The following is a 16,714-nucleotide window of genomic DNA, read 5'->3' as shown; positions in this document are numbered from 1 at the left end:
CAGGTGGCAGCAAAACGTGAAAGTCCGTTGACAAGCTGTTGCACCGGAGATGCACGACGATGCGACATTTTTCCCCTGGCTTGCCGATCATTCTTCACGGCATGTCGACCCTGCGCATGACGACAATCGCCACTCGGGGTGTCGCTGGACGAACGCAGAGGCCGATGGATGTCGACCGCCATGCGTTTTGATCGCAGGGGTTGGGTTTGCCACCTGCTTGCGGGCGATGCCGAGGTCGGCCTCGACATGGAGTGTGTCACCCGATGATCCCGCAGGTTCAACGCCATGTCGGCGCCGCACACGCTCCACCGCGTGCGTCCTGGCAAGCAGGCGCCGTGACGTCGCCTCCCCGCTCACTCCTGCCGTCGCTTCGCGCTTCGTGCGTGCTGACGAAGGCTTGCGTCCTTTCCTTCAGCAACTCCCCGTCTGAATCCCTGGAGCCTCGTCATGGCAGATGAAAAGCGCAAGATCGGCGTCGTCGCAGCCACCTTCCTGGTCGCCGGCAACATGATGGGCTCGGGCGTATTCCTGCTTCCGGGCAGCCTCGCCAAGATCGGCAGCGTGTCGATGTGGGGTTGGGTAGTCACCACCATCGGTTCGCTGCTGCTGGCCTTCATGTTCGCCAAGCTGGGGCGGCTCGCGCCGAAGGCGGGTGGCCCCTATGCCTATGCGCGCGACGCGTTCGGCCCGTATATGGGCTTCCAGACCAACACCATCTACTGGTTCGCCAACTGGATTGGCAACGTGGCACTGCCTGTCGCGGCAGTGGGCTACTTCAGTTACTTCATTCCCGCGCTGTCACAGCCGTTGGTGCGAACCATCGTGGTGCTGGTGCTGATCTGGCTGTTCACCTTCGCCAACATCCTTGGCGCGCAGGTGGTCACGCGCATCCAGTCGATCACGACCTCGTTTGCCCTGGTGCCGCTGTTCGGCATTGCCATCTTCGGCTGGTTCTTCTTCAAGAGCGATCTGTTCTCCGCCGCGTACAACGTGACCGGCAAGGGCGACTTCCAGGCGATCTCTGGCGCAGCTTCGCTGACCCTGTGGGCCTTCATCGGCGTGGAATCGGCGTCGGTGTCGGCCGCGGTGGTGAAGGACCCGGAGAAGAACGTCGCCATTGCCACCATCGCCGGTGTGGCGCTGGCGGCCGTGGTGTACATCTCCAGTTCTGCCGTGATCATGGGCATGATTCCCAACGACCAGCTGCAGGTGGCGGACGCACCGTTCGCGTTGGCCGCGCAGGTGGCCATCGGCAACATCGGCGGCGGCGTGGTGAGCCTGTGCGCGGCGTTGGGCGCGGGTGGCTCGCTGGGCGGCTGGATCCTGCTGACCGCGCTGAGCGCCAAGGCCGCCGGCGACGACGGCCTGTTTCCCAAGATCTTCAGCAAGGCCAACAAGGACGACACGCCAGTGCAGGGCCTGTTGATCGTGGGCGTGCTGATGTCGCTGATCGTGCTGATCACCGCAGCCTCGCCCACGGCGTCGGAGCAGTTCGAGGTGATCACGCAGGCCGCGGTGGTGCTGACCCTGCTGCCCTACATCTATTCCTGCGTGGCCTGCTACTTCGCGGTGGAGCTGAGCCACACCACGGTGCATACCGGCATCTACTGGGTGCTCACCAGCGTCACGGTGGTGTACTGCCTGTGGGCCATCTTCGGCACCAACGGCCAGATGGTGACCTACGCCTTCCTGTTCATGCTGTTCATCACCGTGTTCTACCCGTTCTTCAGCGAACAGCGCCGGCAGGACAAGGCCACCCGGGCTCCTCTTCCCGGCACGCCGCGCGCCTGATCCACGTCTTTCCCTCGCCCCCGCGATTGATGGAGCTCAACCATGTATTTCAACGCCCTCGATTACCCCGTCGTCATCATCGACGCCGACTACGACTCGCCGCGCATCAACGGCATCCTCATCCGCGCCCTGGCGGACGAGATCCGCGGCTACAGCCATCGTGTGCTGAGCGGCCTCACCATGAGCGATGCGGAGGCGGGCGCGCGCACCTATAACGCCGCGTCGGCGGTGCTGATCTCCATCGACGGCACGGAAGAGGGGCCGCATCAGTTCGACCGCCTTTACGACTTTCTCAACACCCAGCTCGCCTACCGCGAGGACCTGCCCATCTTCCTGTACGGCGAGCGCCGCACGGTGGAGCAGATTCCCACCAAGCTGCTGAGCATCACGCACGGCTTCATTTTCCTCTACGAGGACACCAAGGCCTTCATCGCCAAGCAGGTGATGCGCGCCGCCGACGAGTACATGGAAAACCTGATGCCGCCGTTCTTCAAGGCACTGGTGCATCACGCGGCGGAATCGAACTACTCTTGGCACACGCCGGGCCATGGCGGCGGCGTGGCGTTCACCAAGTCGGCGGAGGGGCGCGCGTTCCATCAGTTCTTCGGCGAGAACACGCTGCGCAGCGACCTGTCCATCTCGGTGCCCGAGCTCGGCTCGCTGCTTGACCATACCGGTCCCATCAAGGACGCGGAAACCGAAGCGGCGCGCAATTTTGGCGCGGACCACACCTTCTTCGTCACCAACGGCACCTCCACCGCCAACAAGATCGTGTGGCACGGCACGGTGGCGCGCGGCGATGTGGTGTTCGTCGACCGCAACTGCCACAAATCATTGCTGCATGCGCTGGTGATGACGGGCGCGGTGCCGGTGTACTTCACGCCCAGCCGCAACGCGCACGGCATCATCGGCCCCATCAGCCTGGACCAGTTCCAGCCCAAGGCGATGGCCAAGGCCATTGCCGAGCACCCGCTGGCCAGCAAGGCGGCCAAGGCCAAGGGCAAGGACTTCAAACCCAAGATCGCCGTGGTGACCAACTCCACCTACGACGGCCTTTGCTACAACGTGGAGAAGATCGCCAAGGACATCGGCGGTGGCGTCGATTTCCTGCATTTTGACGAAGCCTGGTACGGCTACGCCGCCTTCCACGAGATGTACGACAGCCACTACGCGATGGCCAAGGGCAAGCCGCGCGACCAGGACCCGATCATCTTCGCCACGCAGTCCACGCACAAACTGCTGGCGGCGTTCTCGCAGGCCTCGATGATCCACGCGCGCAACAGCCGCACGCGCGCGCTGGACGCGGAGCGCTTCAACGAGTCGTTCATGATGCATACGTCCACGTCGCCGCACTACGGCATCATCGCTTCGTGCGATGTGGCCTCGCGCATGATGGAGGGCCGCGCCGGCCGCAGCCTGATCGAACAGATGCACAAGGAAGCCATCGCCTTCCGCCGCGCCGTGCTGCATGTGGGCGACAGCATCAAGAAGGGCGACTGGTGGTTCAGCGTATGGCAGCCCGATGCCCTCAGGGAACGTCTCGATGAGGGCGAACGCGCCGGCCAGCCGGTCACCACCCAGCAGGCCGACTGGAAGCTCGTGCCCAAGGCGACATGGCACGGCTTTGGCGATCTGCCGCGTGACTACGTGATGATCGACCCGATCAAGGTCACGCTGGTGATGCCGGGCCTGAGCATGGACGGCAAGATGGAGAAGCAGGGCATTCCCGCCGCGGTGGTGAGCCGCTTCCTGTGGGGACGCGGCATTACGGTGGAGAAGACCAACCTGTACTCCTTCCTCATCCTGTTCTCCATGGGCGTGACCAAGGGCAAGTGGAGCACGCTCACCACGGAACTGCTGGCGTTCAAGGAGCTGTACGACGCCAATGCACCGCTGAGCAAGGCGTTGCCGTCGCTGGTCGCGGAGCACCCTGCCGCCTATGCCCGCACCGGCCTGCGCGACCTGTGCGACGCCTTGCACGCGTTCAACACCAAGAACAAGGTGGCGCAGGTGATGCGCGAGATGTACGTGGAACTGCCCCAGCCGGTGATCGCGCCGTGGGAGGCGTACGACCGTCTGGTGCGTGGCGAAGTGGAGCGCGTGGATATCGACAAGCTCGCCGGTCGCCTCGCCGCCACCATGCTGGTGCCGTACCCGCCGGGCATCCCCGTGATCATGCCGGGCGAGAAATTCGGCGCGAAGGATTCGCCGATCCTCGAAAGCCTGCGCACGGCCAAGGAACAGAACGAGCGCTTCCCGGGCTTCGAGTCGGACATCCACGGCCTGATCATCGAGCAGGACAAGGACGGGCCGCGGTATGTGGTGGAGGTGTTGAAGAAGTAAATATGGCAGGTGCGGTGCGTCTGCTTTTTTCGGCGGCGCACTGCAGGCTTGCGACGCGCAGGCGGGACGCGTTGCAAGCCGAAGCAAAGGCGCTGGATTCCGGCGAAGGCCGGAATCCAGTGACTTTGCTTCTGGCTTATTAACTCACGTATCTTCCACCCCGCCGCTCCCGCTACGTTCGCCCCATGCCCATGGACAACTCCCGCGAACAACGCCAGCTGCGCCTTTCCATCGGCATCACGCTGCTGGTCGGCGTGGCCTGCGTCACCGTAGGCTTGCTGATGCGCTCGCAAGCCATCGCCTTCGATGGCTTCTACTCCCTGGTGGACGTCGTGCTCACCGCCGGTTCGCTGGCAGTCTCGCATCTGGTCACCAGCGAAGGCAGCCGTCGCTTCCAGTTCGGGTACTGGCATCTGGAACCGCTGGTGCTGGTGTTCAACGCAGCCGTGCTTACCGTCATCTGCAGCTACGGCGGTTTTACCGCGTTGCACGGCCTGATGACGGGCGGTCACGAACTGGCCTTCGGTTTCGGTGCCGGGTGGGCCGCGGTCATGGCCGTGGCGAGCCTCGCCATGGCGCTGTACATGCGCCGCGAGTCCAGGGCACTCGGTTCCGCGCTGCTGCGACTGGACGCCAAGGGCTGGTTCATTGGCGGCGCCATCAGCCTCGCCGTGCTGGTGGGCTTCGCGCTGGCCGCGGCGATCAGAGGCGGTCCGCTGGATCCGTGGACCCGCTACATCGACTCCAGCATCCTGCTGCTGCTCACCCTGGCCTTATTGCCGCTGCCACTGGGCAGCCTGTGGCAGGCGCTGCGCGAAGTGCTGCAACTGGCACCCGATGCGTTGGATCAGCGCGTGCGCGAAGTCATGACCACGCTGGTGCAGGAGCGCGGCTATCTCAGTTACGCCAGCTATGTGGCCAAGATGGGCCGCATGCGGTTCATCGACATCCATATCCTGGTGGAGTCCACGCGCCCCCTGGGCGAGATGGGCGATGTCGACGCCGTACGCAGCGACATCGCACGTCGCATCGGCGGCGACATTCGTGCCGAGTGGCTCACCATCATGTTCACCGGCAGGCGGGAGTGGATGTGATCCCTCCCTGTGGGAGCGGACCCTGTGCGCGACAGCAGCGCCACGCCGTCACCGCTCCGTTGGTTTGCCGCCCACAAGATGGGTACCCTCAAAAGCCTGGGTAAGCTGGGCGCGCCACCCTGTAGGAGCGCACTTGTGCGCGAACGCAGCGCCCCGTTGCCACGCTCCGTTGGCTTGTCGCGCACAAGTGCGCTCCTACAAAAAGCGTAGCGGCTAAAAAGAGTGGCGGCTGGCCGCGACTCACCCCAGCTTGTGCAGCCAATCCCCTAGCTGCTTCAACACCTGGCTGCGCGCCGGCTCGGCCTCGTTGAACAGCTCGTGGTACAGCGAATCGAAATAGCGGGTGGTGAGCTTGCTGCCCGCCCAGTTGCCGGTGGAGAAATCACGGCTGCCGGACGGATTCACCAGCTTGTCCGCCCCCGCCACCAGCAGCAGCGTGGGGATGGTGAGCCGGGAGGCATCGGCTACCGAGGTATCGCCCGCGCGGAAGATGAAATCCGCCAGGCGCGGGGTGATCCAGCCATGGCGCAGGGGGTCGGCGCGGTAGGCCGGCTCCACCTTCGGATCGTGCGAGAGCTTGTCGAACGGCAACCCGTTCGGCAGTGGCAGGTTGGGTAGCGCCCTGGCCAGCGTTGCCGCCAGTTTCCGGCGCCATGACGGCTCCCAGGTGCGCAGGGCAGGAGAGGACAGCACCATGGCCGGCGGCTGTATGCGGCGGTCCAGCACGCTGCGTGCCGCGACCAGGCCGCCCAGACTGTGGCCGAGCAGCAGCGGGCGCTTGGGTAGCGACCGGGCGTAGTCGTTGTAGACCATGACCAGGTCTTCCAGCAGGTCGTCGGGATGGGTCAGCGCGCCGCGGCGGCCGGGCGTGTGCCCGTGGCCGCGCTGGTCGTAGCAGCGCACGGCGTAGCCGCGCGCATGGAACCAGGTGGCCAGCCGCTGGTAGCGGCCACTGTGCTCGCCCAGCCCATGCACGACCAGCACGGCGGCATGGGCGCGGCTGCTCGGCCAGTCGCGCACGAACACGGGCAGGCCGTCGGCCATTGCAAGGGTCTGGGTCTGTTCGCTGCCGTGGCCGTCCGGGTGGTTCACTTCGCGCTCTCGACGGGAAAGGTCCGCATTCTGCAACAAGCGGCGCGAGTTTGGTGTGGCGCCCGGTCAGGCGAAAAGAGGCGGACAAGCCACTCCTGTGGACCCCATAAAAAAGGGAGCGGCCAGGCCACTCCCTTTTGATGCACTGCACGACCGGCGTTGCCGCCGGCCGGGGTGTCAGAAGTCCGTGCGGAACTCCACGCCGATGATGCGCGGGTCGTTGACGAACGCGGTGCGGTTGTTGAAGTCGATCGCACCGGTGATGTACTGCTTGTTGGTGATGTTGCGGCCGTACAGGGCGATCTCGCGCTTGCCGAAATCCCAGTTGTAGCCCACGCGCACACCACCCTGGAGCATCGGCTTGCCGCGGAATTCCTCCGAGTCGTACAGGAAGAAGTTCACTTCGCTGCGGTAGCTCCAGTCGGTGTAGACGAAGAACTCGCCGCTCTCGCCGTACGGGATGCCGTAGCGCGCGGTGACGTTGCCGATCCACTCCGGCGCGTTCGGCAGCGAGTTGCCGTTGATCAGTACGTTGCCGTTGGCATCCAGCGGGTTGAGGATGGTGCAGCCCGCGCCGCATGGCGCCACGGCCAGGGTCGGGTCCTTCAGCTTGGTGTGGTTGTAGCTGCCGCCGCCGGTGAGCACGAAGTTCGGCGTGACGTACGCCTCCAGGTCGAACTCCGCGCCGTGGCCCTGGGTTTCCTTGGCGTTGACCAGGCGCGTGACGTTGTTGTCGCCACCCACCGCGGTGAGCTGCTGGTTGTGCATGGTGTAGTCGAAAATGTCCGCGTTGAAGCGCAGACGGTTATCCATGCCCGTGGTCTTGATGCCCAGCTCGTACGAGGTGATCGTCTCCGGCTTGGCCTGCGAGATGAAGTCCGCGAACAGCACGCGGCCCTGCACGCTCGGCGCGCGGAAGCCGTTGGCGATGCGGCCGTACACGTTGACGTTGTTGTTCACTTCCCACGTGCCCGTCAGGTCACCGCTCCAGCGCGAGTCGTGCGGGTTGGCGCTGAGCGACAGCGGGCCGCCGCCGATCGGCGACAGGATGCGGTCCACGTGGAAGTCACGCGAGTCGTGCGACCAGCGGGCGCCGGCGCGCACGTCGAAATCGTCGGTGAGGTGGTAATCGGTCGAACCGAACACGGCCCAGGCGGTGGTCTTCTGGCTCTGCTGCGCATAGCCGTCCATCACGTGGTTGTTGAGCGTGTTGTAGTCGTAATTGACGATCGCGATGTTTTCGTTGAAGTAGTACGTGCCCACCTGCCAGTTCAGGCGATCCTGCGGGTTGCTGGCCAGGCGGAATTCCTGCGTGATCTGGCGATCGTGCGGCAGCGCGTCAGCCGTTTCCGACGGGAACGGCGTGACGTACTTGTCCTGGCTCGGGTTCAACGGGATGGCGATGCCGCCGTCCACGTCGCCCAGGCTGTACGTGTCGGCCTTCTCGAAGCCCGTGATCGAGGTGAAGGTGTAGTCGCCCAGGTTCCAGGTGAGGTGGACGTTGCTGCCCCAGGTGAACAGGTGCTGGCGGTTCTTGCCGTCCTGGTACACCACGTCGCGGTTGAAGCCCGGCACGAAGCTGTCGCTGCCCAGCGGAATCGCGTTGGCGCGGTTCACCATGGCGCTGCCGTCGAGCCAGCGCGCGTGCACGTTGATCAGCGCGTTGAAATCCTGCACGTCATACATGGCCTGCAGACGCACGGCGCGGTCGTTGTAGCCGCCCAGCGCATCCTTCTTGCCGGTGTAGTCGTTGTCGATCCAGCCGTCGCGATGCTGCGCCAGTGCCGACACGCGGCCCGACCAGTTGCCGCCCAGCGAACCACCCAGCGCGGCCTCGGCGTTCGCCGTGCCCTTGGTGCCGTACGAGGCCTTGGCGTAGCCCGAGGTTTCCTGGCTCGGCTTCACCGAGTCGAACTTGATCACGCCGGCCGGCGAGTTGCGGCCGAACAGCGTGCCTTGCGGGCCGCGCAGCACTTCCACCTGCTGCAGGTCGAACAGCGGGAAGCCCTTGAGGATGGGGTTTTCCTGCACGATGTCGTCGTACACCATCGACACGGGCTGCGACGCATTCAGGTCGAAGTCGCTGTTGCCCAGACCACGGATATAGAAGCGCGGGAACTCGCGGCCGTACGAGGTTTCGGCGTACACGCTAGGCGCGCGGCCGGCCAGCTGCAGCACGGTGTCACCGGCCTGGCCGTAGTTGCTGATCTGCTCCGGCGTCACCACGGTCATGGAGACCGGCACCTTCTGCAGGTTCTCGACGCGCTTTTCAGCGGTCACGTTGACGGTTTCGAGCTGGACAGGCTTGCCGTTCTGGCCCTTCGCCGGAGCGGTGGCGGGCGGGTTCGCGTCCTGTGCGAATGCGGTGGTTCCAACAGCAAGGGCGCTGGCAATGGAAAGGGCGAGCAACGCGAAACGCGTCGGGCTGGCGGCGGTCATTGAGTTTCCCCGGAGAATGGAAGGGCGAAAAAGGATGGTGTGGAGCAAGAAAGCGCCGCAAGGAAACGTAAGTGGAAGAGCGGCTTAACGATATTGTCACGTAATTCTGTCAAGGACAGAAGCGCAATTTTCTGCGAATCGTTGCCAAAATCCCTTGACGTCCCCATGTCTCGGCTGCTGAGAGCGCGTTGCGCCACACTTAAGTCCATGCCCCTGCAAGACTTTCATCCGGCGGTCGCCGCCTGGTTCCAGGCCAGCTTTCCTGAACCAACGGCACCACAAACAGCCGCATGGCCGTCCATACGGTCAGGCCGGCACACGCTGGTCGCCGCGCCGACAGGTTCAGGCAAGACACTCACCGCCTTCCTCTCCGTCATCGACGCGCTGGTACGCGAAGGCGTGGCCCAGGACGGCGCGCTGCCCGACGCCACCACCGTGGTCTACGTCTCGCCGCTGAAGGCGCTGTCCAACGATATCCGCATCAACCTCGAGGCGCCGCTGGAAGGCATTCGCGCCGAGTTGAAGAAGATGGGCCTGCCGGACGTGGCCATCCGCACCGCCGTGCGCACGGGCGACACGCCGCAGGCCGAGCGCACCTGGATGCGCAAGCAACCGCCGCACATTCTGGTCACCACGCCGGAGTCGCTCTACATCCTGCTGGGCTCGGAGTCGGGCCGCGCCATGCTGAAGAGCACGCGCGAAGTGATCGTGGATGAAATCCACGCACTGGCCTCCAGCAAGCGCGGTGCGCATCTGGCGCTGTCGCTGGAGCGGTTGGAGTCGTTGTGCCAGCGGCGCTTGTTGCGCATCGGTTTGTCGGCGACGCAGAAGCCGATCGAGGATGTCGCGAAGTTCCTGGTTGGCGCGCATGCCCAACTTTCTGGCCCCTCATGCGCCAGCGAGAAGGGAGAGGACTGCGTCAACATCATCAACGTCGGCCACACCCGCCACCGCGACCTCGCCATCGAAGTTCCGCCGGTTCCCCTTGAAGCGGTCATGTCCAACGACTGCTGGGAACTGGTCTACAACCGCCTCGCGCAACTGGTGGAGTCGCACCGCACCACGCTGGTCTTCGTCAACACGCGCCGCATGGCCGAGCGCGTGGCGCGCCACCTGTCCGAGCGCATGGGCACGGAAGCCGTCGCCGCCCACCACGGCAGCCTGGCCAAGGAGCAGCGCCTCGACGCCGAGCAGCGCCTCAAGCGTGGCGACCTGCGCGTGCTGGTGGCCACCGCCTCGCTGGAACTGGGCATCGACATCGGCGACGTGGACCTGGTCTGCCAGCTCTCCTCGCCGCGCTCCATCGCCGCCTTCCTGCAGCGCGCCGGCCGGTCCGGCCATGCGGTGAATGGCACGCCCAAGGCGCGCCTGTTCCCCACCTCGCGCGATGACCTTGTCGAATGCGCCGCCTTGCTCGACTGCGTGCGCCGCGGCGAACTCGACACGCTGATCCAGCCCCCGCAACCGCTGGACGTGCTGGCGCAGCAGATCGTTGCCGAAGTGGCTTGCCAGGAATGGAACGAGGACGCGCTCTACGACACGCTGCGCCGCGCGTATCCCTACCGCGACCTCACGCGCGAACAGTTCGACGCCACCGTGCGCATGCTTGCCGATGGCTTCACCACCCGTAACGGCCCACGCGCCGCGTACATCCACCGCGATGCCGTGCACAAGCAGCTGCGCGCACGCCGCAACGCACGCCTCACTGCTGTCACCTCCGGCGGCGCCATCCCCGACACCGCCGATTACCTGGTGGTGCTGGAACCGCAGGCCACCATCGTCGGTTCGGTCAACGAAGACTTCGCCGTGGAAAGCCTGGCCGGCGACATCTTCCAGCTGGGCAACACCAGCTACCGCATCCTGCGCGTGGAGCGCGACCGCCTGCGCGTGGAAGACGCGCAAGGCGTGCCGCCCAATATCCCGTTCTGGCTGGGCGAGGCACCGGGCCGTACCGCCGAGCTGTCGCATGGCGTGTCGCGTTTGCGCGAGGACATCGCCGCCCAGCTCGATCAGGGTGGCTTGGCCGCCGTGATGCATGAGCTGATGCACACGCTGGGCATGAGCGAATCCGCCGCGCAGCAGCTGGCCGACTACATGGCCGCCGCCCGCGCCGCGCTTGGCGTGCTGCCCACGCAGGACACGCTGGTGTTCGAACGCTTCTTCGATGAATCCGGCGGCACCCAGCTCATCATCCACACCCCGTGGGGCAGCCGTATCAATCGTGCGTGGGGCCTGGCGCTGCGCAAGCGCTTCTGCCGGCAGTTCAACTTCGAACTACAGGCGGCCGCGACGGAAGATGCCATCGTGCTGTCGCTTTCCACCAGCCACAGCTTCCCGCTGGAGGAGGTGGCGCGCTACCTGCACTCCAGCACCGCCGAACACGTGCTGGTGCAGGCCCTGCTCGACGCGCCGCTGTTCCCGGTGCGCTGGCGCTGGAACGCCACCACCTCGCTCGCGCTGCCACGCTTCCAAGGCGGCAAGAAAGTGCCGCCGCAACTGCAGCGCATGAAGAGCGAAGACCTGCTCGCCACCGTATTCCCCGACCAGGTCGCCTGCCTGGAGAACATCGTCGGCGAGCGCGAGGTTCCCGACCATCCGCTGGTCAACCAGACCATGCACGATTGCCTGCGCGAAGCGATGGACGTCGACGGCCTGCTGCATATCCTGCGTGGGCTGGAAGAGGGCGGCATTACCGTGGTCGCACGCGACCTTGCCGCCCCCAGTCCGCTTGCCGGCGAAGTGCTCAGCGCCGCCCCCTACGCCTACCTCGACGACGCACCGCTGGAGGAGCGTCGCACCCAAGCCGTGCAATCCCGTCGCTGGAGCGACCCGGAAAGCGCCGACGACCTCGGACGCCTCGACCCGGATGCCATCGCTTCCGTGCGCGACGAAGCGTGGCCACAGGTGCGCAGTGCCGACGAGATGCACGAAGCCCTGGGCATCCTTGGTGGCATCACGCAGGCCGAAGCGGATGCGAACGAGGGTTGGAACGCGTGGCTGAACAGCCTCGCGAAAAATCACCGGGCCGCGCGCCTGTCTCCCTCTCCCCTTGTGGGGAAGGGCTGGGGAGAGGGGGCCAACCGGCCGCCGTCCAACACCGAAGCAGGCGGCATCTGGACCACCGCCGAACACCTCCCCAAGTGGCAGGCCGTTCAACCCGGCGCGGCACGCCATCCACCCATCGACGCCCCCGCCGAGTACGCCGCCCAAAGCTGGACCCGTGAAGACGCCCTGCTGGAACTCGTGCGCGGCCGCCTTACCGGCTCCGGCCCGACGACGGCTGCGCAACTCTCGACGACACTCCACGTCGAGCCCGGCGACATCGATCTGACCCTGCTGCGCCTGCAATCCGAAGGCTACGTGATGCAGGGCCACTTCACGCCCGGCACGCACGAGGTGGAGTGGTGCGAACGCCACCTGCTGGCGCGCATCCACCGCTACACCATCGGCCGCCTGCGCCGCGAAATCGAACCCGTCAGCCGCCGCGACCTGATGCGTTTCCTGTTCGACTGGCAACACGTTGCCCCCGGTGCGCGCCTCACCGGCCCCGACGCGCTGCCCGCCGTGCTGACCCAGCTCGAAGGCTTCGAGGCCGCCGCCAGTGCCTGGGAAAGCGAACTGCTGCCCGCGCGCATCGACGACTACGCCATCACCTGGCTGGACGAACAGTGCCGCGCCGGCCGCGTCAGCTGGAGCCGCCTGCGCAGCGGTTCCGGCGGTGGCGGTGGCCCCGTGCGCGCCACACCCATCGTGCTGCTGCCGCGCCGCAGCCTGGCCCTGTGGAGCTGCGCTGCCGCGGTCGACGCCAACGCGCAGGACGCCGTTGTCTCTTCGCGCGCGCAGGCCGTGCTCGACGCCCTGCGCGACCACGGCGCCCTGTTTTTCGACGAACTGATGAGCGATACCCGCCTGCTGCGCACCGAACTGGAAGACGCCCTGGGCGAACTCGTTGCCGCCGGCCGCGTCACCGCCGACAGCTTCGCCGGCCTGCGCGCACTGCTCGTTCCCGCGGCCAAACGCGACAACCATCGTCACCGCCGCCTGCGCCGCCACATGCTCACCGGCATCGAGGATGCCGGCCGCTGGTCCCTGGTGAGGTCAGACCGGGCAGTTCTTCTCCCCTCCGGAGAGAAGATGCCCGGCAGGGCAGATGAGGGGCGAGTGCTCGCCAAAACCCCAGCTACCTCAAACAAGAAGCTCGACCAGGAACAACTGGAACACATCGCCCGCAGCCTTCTCCGGCGCTACGGCGTCGTCTTCTGGAAGCTCCTCGAGCGCGAGGCCCCGTGGCTTCCCAGCTGGCGCGAACTGCTACGCGTCTACCATCGCCTGGAAGCCCGCGGCGAAATCCGCGGCGGCCGCTTCGTCGAAGGCCTGGTCGGCGAACAGTTCGCCCTGCCCGAAGCCATCGCCCGACTGCGCGCCGTGCGCCAGCAGGAGCCCCATGGCGAGCTCGTCCTCGTCAGCGGCTCCGACCCCCTCAACCTCGTCGGCACCGTGCTGGCCGGCAACAAGCTTCCCGCCGTCACCGGCACCCGCGTGCTCTACGAAGACGGCGTACCGGTTGCCGCATGGGTCGCCAACAAACCCCAGTGGCTGACCGAGTCCACCCCGGCCCAGCAACAACACTGGCGCAACGCCCTGTTGCGCCGCAGCGACGCAAGCAGCCTGAAGGCCAACGCGCGAGCGGTCGGCTTCAACGACTAGGAAATCCAGCTATCTCCTCACCGTCGTTCCTGCGAAGGCAGGAACCCAGCGCCTTTGGCGCGGTTATCGCGAGGAACTCATGCGGCTTCTGGGGCAGGTGAGGGCGAAGCGCCCCTCACTCACTGTAATCCCCGATATAAATCAGCAACCCGTCCCGCTGCCGGAACTCACTGCGCCCATTCAAGGTAATCGACTGCCCCGCCCGCACCCCGTTGGGCAGATCCACCGCAAACGTGCCTTCGAACAGAATGTGCGCCGTTGCTGTTCCATCCCGCTCTTCATAGGCAAGAATCAGCTGTCGCCGGGCCGAAAACAGAAAGCTCGAACTCTCCGCCAGGTGCTTCAGCTCATCCACGCCCAGCGTCCGCACGCTCAGCACCCCCGCGGTGTAATTCTCAAACACCACCTCGCGATGCATCGTCGCCACCATGGCACTGACGTCCATGCGGTTATAGGCAGCCAGGTAACGTTCGATCAGCTCGCGCATGGCGCATCCTTCGGAAAACAGGCGCCAAACCCGGCGCGACGGCACAAAGTCTACGTTACCCGCGCCATCCCGCCGAATTTCCGGGCAAATCCCACCCCGCCCCCGTCGACGCCCCCGCCCACCCCGGCTACCATGTCCGCCCCATGCCGGCGCAACGCCGGCACGCATGGGCCTATAGCTCAACGGTTAGAGCAGGGGACTCATAATCCCTTGGTTCCAGGTTCGAATCCTGGTGGGCCCACCATCAATTTGCGGGTTTTCTAGACTTGCTGCGCGATCCGCCAAAGTTTGGCCGTTTTGGCCAAACCTCGACGGACGTCCTTCAAGTTTGTCCAGCAGGGCGCAACATTCACGCTCTTGATAGGTGGCCAGGACCGCCAAGGCTAATCGCACGGTGGCCATTTCGCCGTGGGGTCGCGCCTTCGTCTCTTTCTGTACTTCTCGTAGCTCTTGGCACCGAATCGCTGCTTAAGAGCAGCCTTCACGGCCAGTCTGGCGGCGCGAACTCCAATCCCGGTACGTTCAACGGTCGCTTCGACCAGGCGGTCCTGGCTTGAGAACTCTGGGGAAGGGTACTCAAATACTGGACCAGCAAGGAGGAATGCGAGAGCGGAGTCTCGCGACCGCTGTATCGATCGCTTGGAATTTGTCTTCCGTAAGACGGAGTACTTCGGGATCAGGTCGGGAAAATGAAAGTTGAGAAACCCAGTAGAGACCCCTACGTCGCGGGCGATCTGGCGCAGCGAAGGAATTGCATCGATCCTTGCTTCGTCAAGCTCGCTTTCTAGACGGCGCCTTGCCAGCTCAACTAGTTCGGCCGCTCTTCGAGGTTTCGCGGTAGCCGGGAGATCCAAACGGGCGAACTCGAGAAGGCACGCAGACTTTGCGGTGCCTTCTGGATCGCTCAGGACATCTGCAGGACTTACACCAAATGCCGCGCAACGTCTCAGTAGCGTATCGAGCCTGGGCGGCCTCCCCTCTCTTGCAAGCTGTGGTCTTCGCGGTGCCTTGTAAGCGAATCTTGATATCTTCTTTCCAAGCGGCGATAGATACTCAGCGAATGTCGTGATAAAGACGCTGTAGGCGTTAGGTGCGATTCGAAGTTCTCCCGCGGAGATCTTCCCCACTAGATCGAGGCACTCTCGTTCGTAAAGTTGAGGCTCCGGTATCACCACCCAGGCTTCCGCGACGGTGCGTAGAGGACTCTTGCACTTAAAGCAGAGATCCATAGCTCCTAAATGGTGATAATGGAGCTGGGTTGCATGACATGAAGGGCACTTCGTAGACAGACTGAGCTTGTGTATGGGGCACCGGCGAATAGCTTTAGTTGCCCATGCGAGACGGTCGTAAAATTGCTCTCCACTCAGGTGTGCCTCCTCCAAGCACGCAGGACACCAAGCACGATCAGGACGTATTACGCCGTGCCCGTTAGGATCCAGCGCCCCCTTTAGGGCGAGGAACGTGGTTCTTTCGATGGCTTCGCAGCCGGTGGCCTCTTTGACAATATCCAAATAGGCGTCGATGTTGGGCCCGTAGCCGCACAGCATGGGGTTAATACCGTTCACGATATTTAGTTTTGCTCTGTCGTCACCGAGGTGGCTTCGCTTCCACCAATGGCGAAGATGCATGGCTAGCGTATAGACGGATACGCTATGTGCCTGTGCCATGCGACAAAGTACAGACCCAAACGCCTCCACTTCTATTGTTCCAAGGCCTATTGGCTGGATAGGTAGATAGTCAGTCGTCGTCATGGATTGATATTTCCATAGCCGAATTTCGATCTGGCCTCCTTTCAAAAGGTTTTAGACCTTGGCCGGCGTTCACCTTCGTGACTTCTTTGTTATCTCCAGTCTCCGCGCGTTTGGTAAGCCCCGTGGCTAACGCAATTGCCGCCTTTCCCTTTTGAATGTCCTTCGCGATAGAAGCCTGTTCGTTAGCGGGTGGCGCGCAGCTAAAGAGAATGGCCCGATCTATCGGTGAATTTTTTGAGGCGGCGGTTATTTGAGCTCGCCAAAGCATCTTGTCGAGCAGGCCAACGACCCCATTGGTCATCACCATGAGGGACTCAAACTCGTCAAAGAGAAGAGTCTCCGGCGTCAGCTTGAGATGTTGCCCGTACGTTTTGAGTATACGGACCCAGTCGCAAACATCTTCCTTACGACTGCTCTCGTAGTTGCCGAAGTCTATAGTTACAACGCGCCCACTAAAGTGCGAGGAGTCAAATAGACCTTTATAGGCGATTTCATAACCGCCGCTTGCGATCAAGGTCCGATCGATAGCGCAGGTGCATTTCACGGACTCAAGAATGGCTGCCCTGAGCTCGGGGTCCTTTGTCCTAGTGAGGAGGTGCACCTCATCAAGGCAGACTCGGCGTGTATACCTCCCATTTAGCGCAGCCTTGAGTGCTACGCGCATAGTTCCTTCATCTCTCCCCTTGGAAGGGAAGTAGTGGTCATGCTCGTCAAGGTCGCCGATATGCTCGTATATCGGGTGCCGAAGCTCTTTGAGAAGCTCGAGCCCGAGCCACTTGGGTTTGGCTCTTCCGTCACCGACGGTCTCAATCTGGAGCGCTGCAATGGGAATGGCTCCTGGACGGTTATCCAAGAATGCGGCTTTAAGGGCATGCACAACTTCATGGAAGAGGATGGATTTTCCACACTGTGTCGGACCCAGCAACAAAATCACCAGGCCGTCTCCTGCATCGAGGCTCATGGGAAGAAACATGGATCGTGCCTCCTCCAAGAGGCGATGGCGGATTACC

General features: G+C 64.0%; 9 protein-coding genes and 1 tRNA gene. 5 read left to right on the top strand and 5 right to left on the bottom strand.

The window, feature by feature from the left end; all coding sequences use genetic code 11:
• Positions 1-447: 447 nt before the first annotated feature.
• From adiC to HY57_RS02080, 3 genes are all read left to right on the top strand, one after another.
• Positions 448-1,791, top strand: coding sequence for an arginine/agmatine antiporter (adiC, locus tag HY57_RS02090; protein ID WP_019465081.1), 1,344 nt, complete (start codon positions 448-450; stop codon positions 1,789-1,791).
• Positions 1,792-1,833: 42 nt separating this feature from the next.
• Positions 1,834-4,134, top strand: a complete 2,301-nt coding sequence (locus tag HY57_RS02085; RefSeq protein ID WP_019465080.1) for an Orn/Lys/Arg decarboxylase N-terminal domain-containing protein — start codon at positions 1,834-1,836, stop codon at positions 4,132-4,134.
• Between the two features lie 185 nt (positions 4,135-4,319).
• Positions 4,320-5,228: a cation diffusion facilitator family transporter gene (locus HY57_RS02080; protein ID WP_019465079.1), complete on the top strand. Its 909-nt coding sequence runs from the start codon at positions 4,320-4,322 to the stop codon at positions 5,226-5,228.
• A gap of 240 nt (positions 5,229-5,468) precedes the next feature.
• On the opposite strand, the gene HY57_RS02075 is transcribed toward HY57_RS02080, so the two are convergent.
• Positions 5,469-6,320 carry an alpha/beta hydrolase gene (locus tag HY57_RS02075; protein ID WP_019465078.1) on the bottom strand — a complete coding sequence of 284 codons (852 nt, stop codon included), beginning with the start codon at positions 6,318-6,320 and terminating at the stop codon, positions 5,469-5,471.
• A 177-nt stretch (positions 6,321-6,497) separates the two neighbouring features.
• A complete protein-coding gene (locus HY57_RS02070; RefSeq protein WP_019465077.1) occupies positions 6,498-8,759 on the bottom strand; it encodes a TonB-dependent receptor in 2,262 nt (753 codons plus the stop codon).
• A 207-nt stretch (positions 8,760-8,966) separates the two neighbouring features.
• On the opposite strand from HY57_RS02070, the gene HY57_RS02065 reads away from it, so the two are divergent.
• Complete coding sequence (locus tag HY57_RS02065) at positions 8,967-13,466, top strand: DEAD/DEAH box helicase (protein WP_019465076.1); 4,500 nt, start codon at positions 8,967-8,969, stop codon at positions 13,464-13,466.
• Positions 13,467-13,581: 115 nt separating this feature from the next.
• On the opposite strand, the gene HY57_RS02060 is transcribed toward HY57_RS02065, so the two are convergent.
• On the bottom strand, positions 13,582-13,953 hold the full coding sequence (locus HY57_RS02060) for a nuclear transport factor 2 family protein (RefSeq protein ID WP_019465075.1): 372 nt from the start codon (positions 13,951-13,953) through the stop codon (positions 13,582-13,584).
• 168 nt (positions 13,954-14,121) lie between these two features.
• Here HY57_RS02060 and HY57_RS02055 point away from each other — a divergent pair.
• Positions 14,122-14,197 (top strand) — tRNA-Ile (locus HY57_RS02055).
• A 139-nt stretch (positions 14,198-14,336) separates the two neighbouring features.
• Here HY57_RS02055 and HY57_RS22270 read toward each other — a convergent pair.
• Positions 14,337-15,704 (bottom strand): TniQ family protein, encoded by a 1,368-nt coding sequence (locus tag HY57_RS22270; protein WP_081500635.1) that lies wholly within the window; start codon positions 15,702-15,704, stop codon positions 14,337-14,339.
• A complete protein-coding gene (locus HY57_RS02050) occupies positions 15,691-16,677 on the bottom strand; it encodes a hypothetical protein (protein WP_144240757.1) in 987 nt (328 codons plus the stop codon). Before HY57_RS02050 ends, HY57_RS22270 begins: the two co-directional genes overlap by 14 nt.
• Positions 16,678-16,714: the final 37 nt, after the last annotated feature.

Origin of the sequence: Dyella japonica A8 (assembly GCF_000725385.1) — a bacterium.
Taxonomy (GTDB): Bacteria; Pseudomonadota; Gammaproteobacteria; order Xanthomonadales; family Rhodanobacteraceae; genus Dyella; species Dyella japonica_C.
This window is presented reverse-complemented; position numbering and strand designations above follow the sequence as displayed.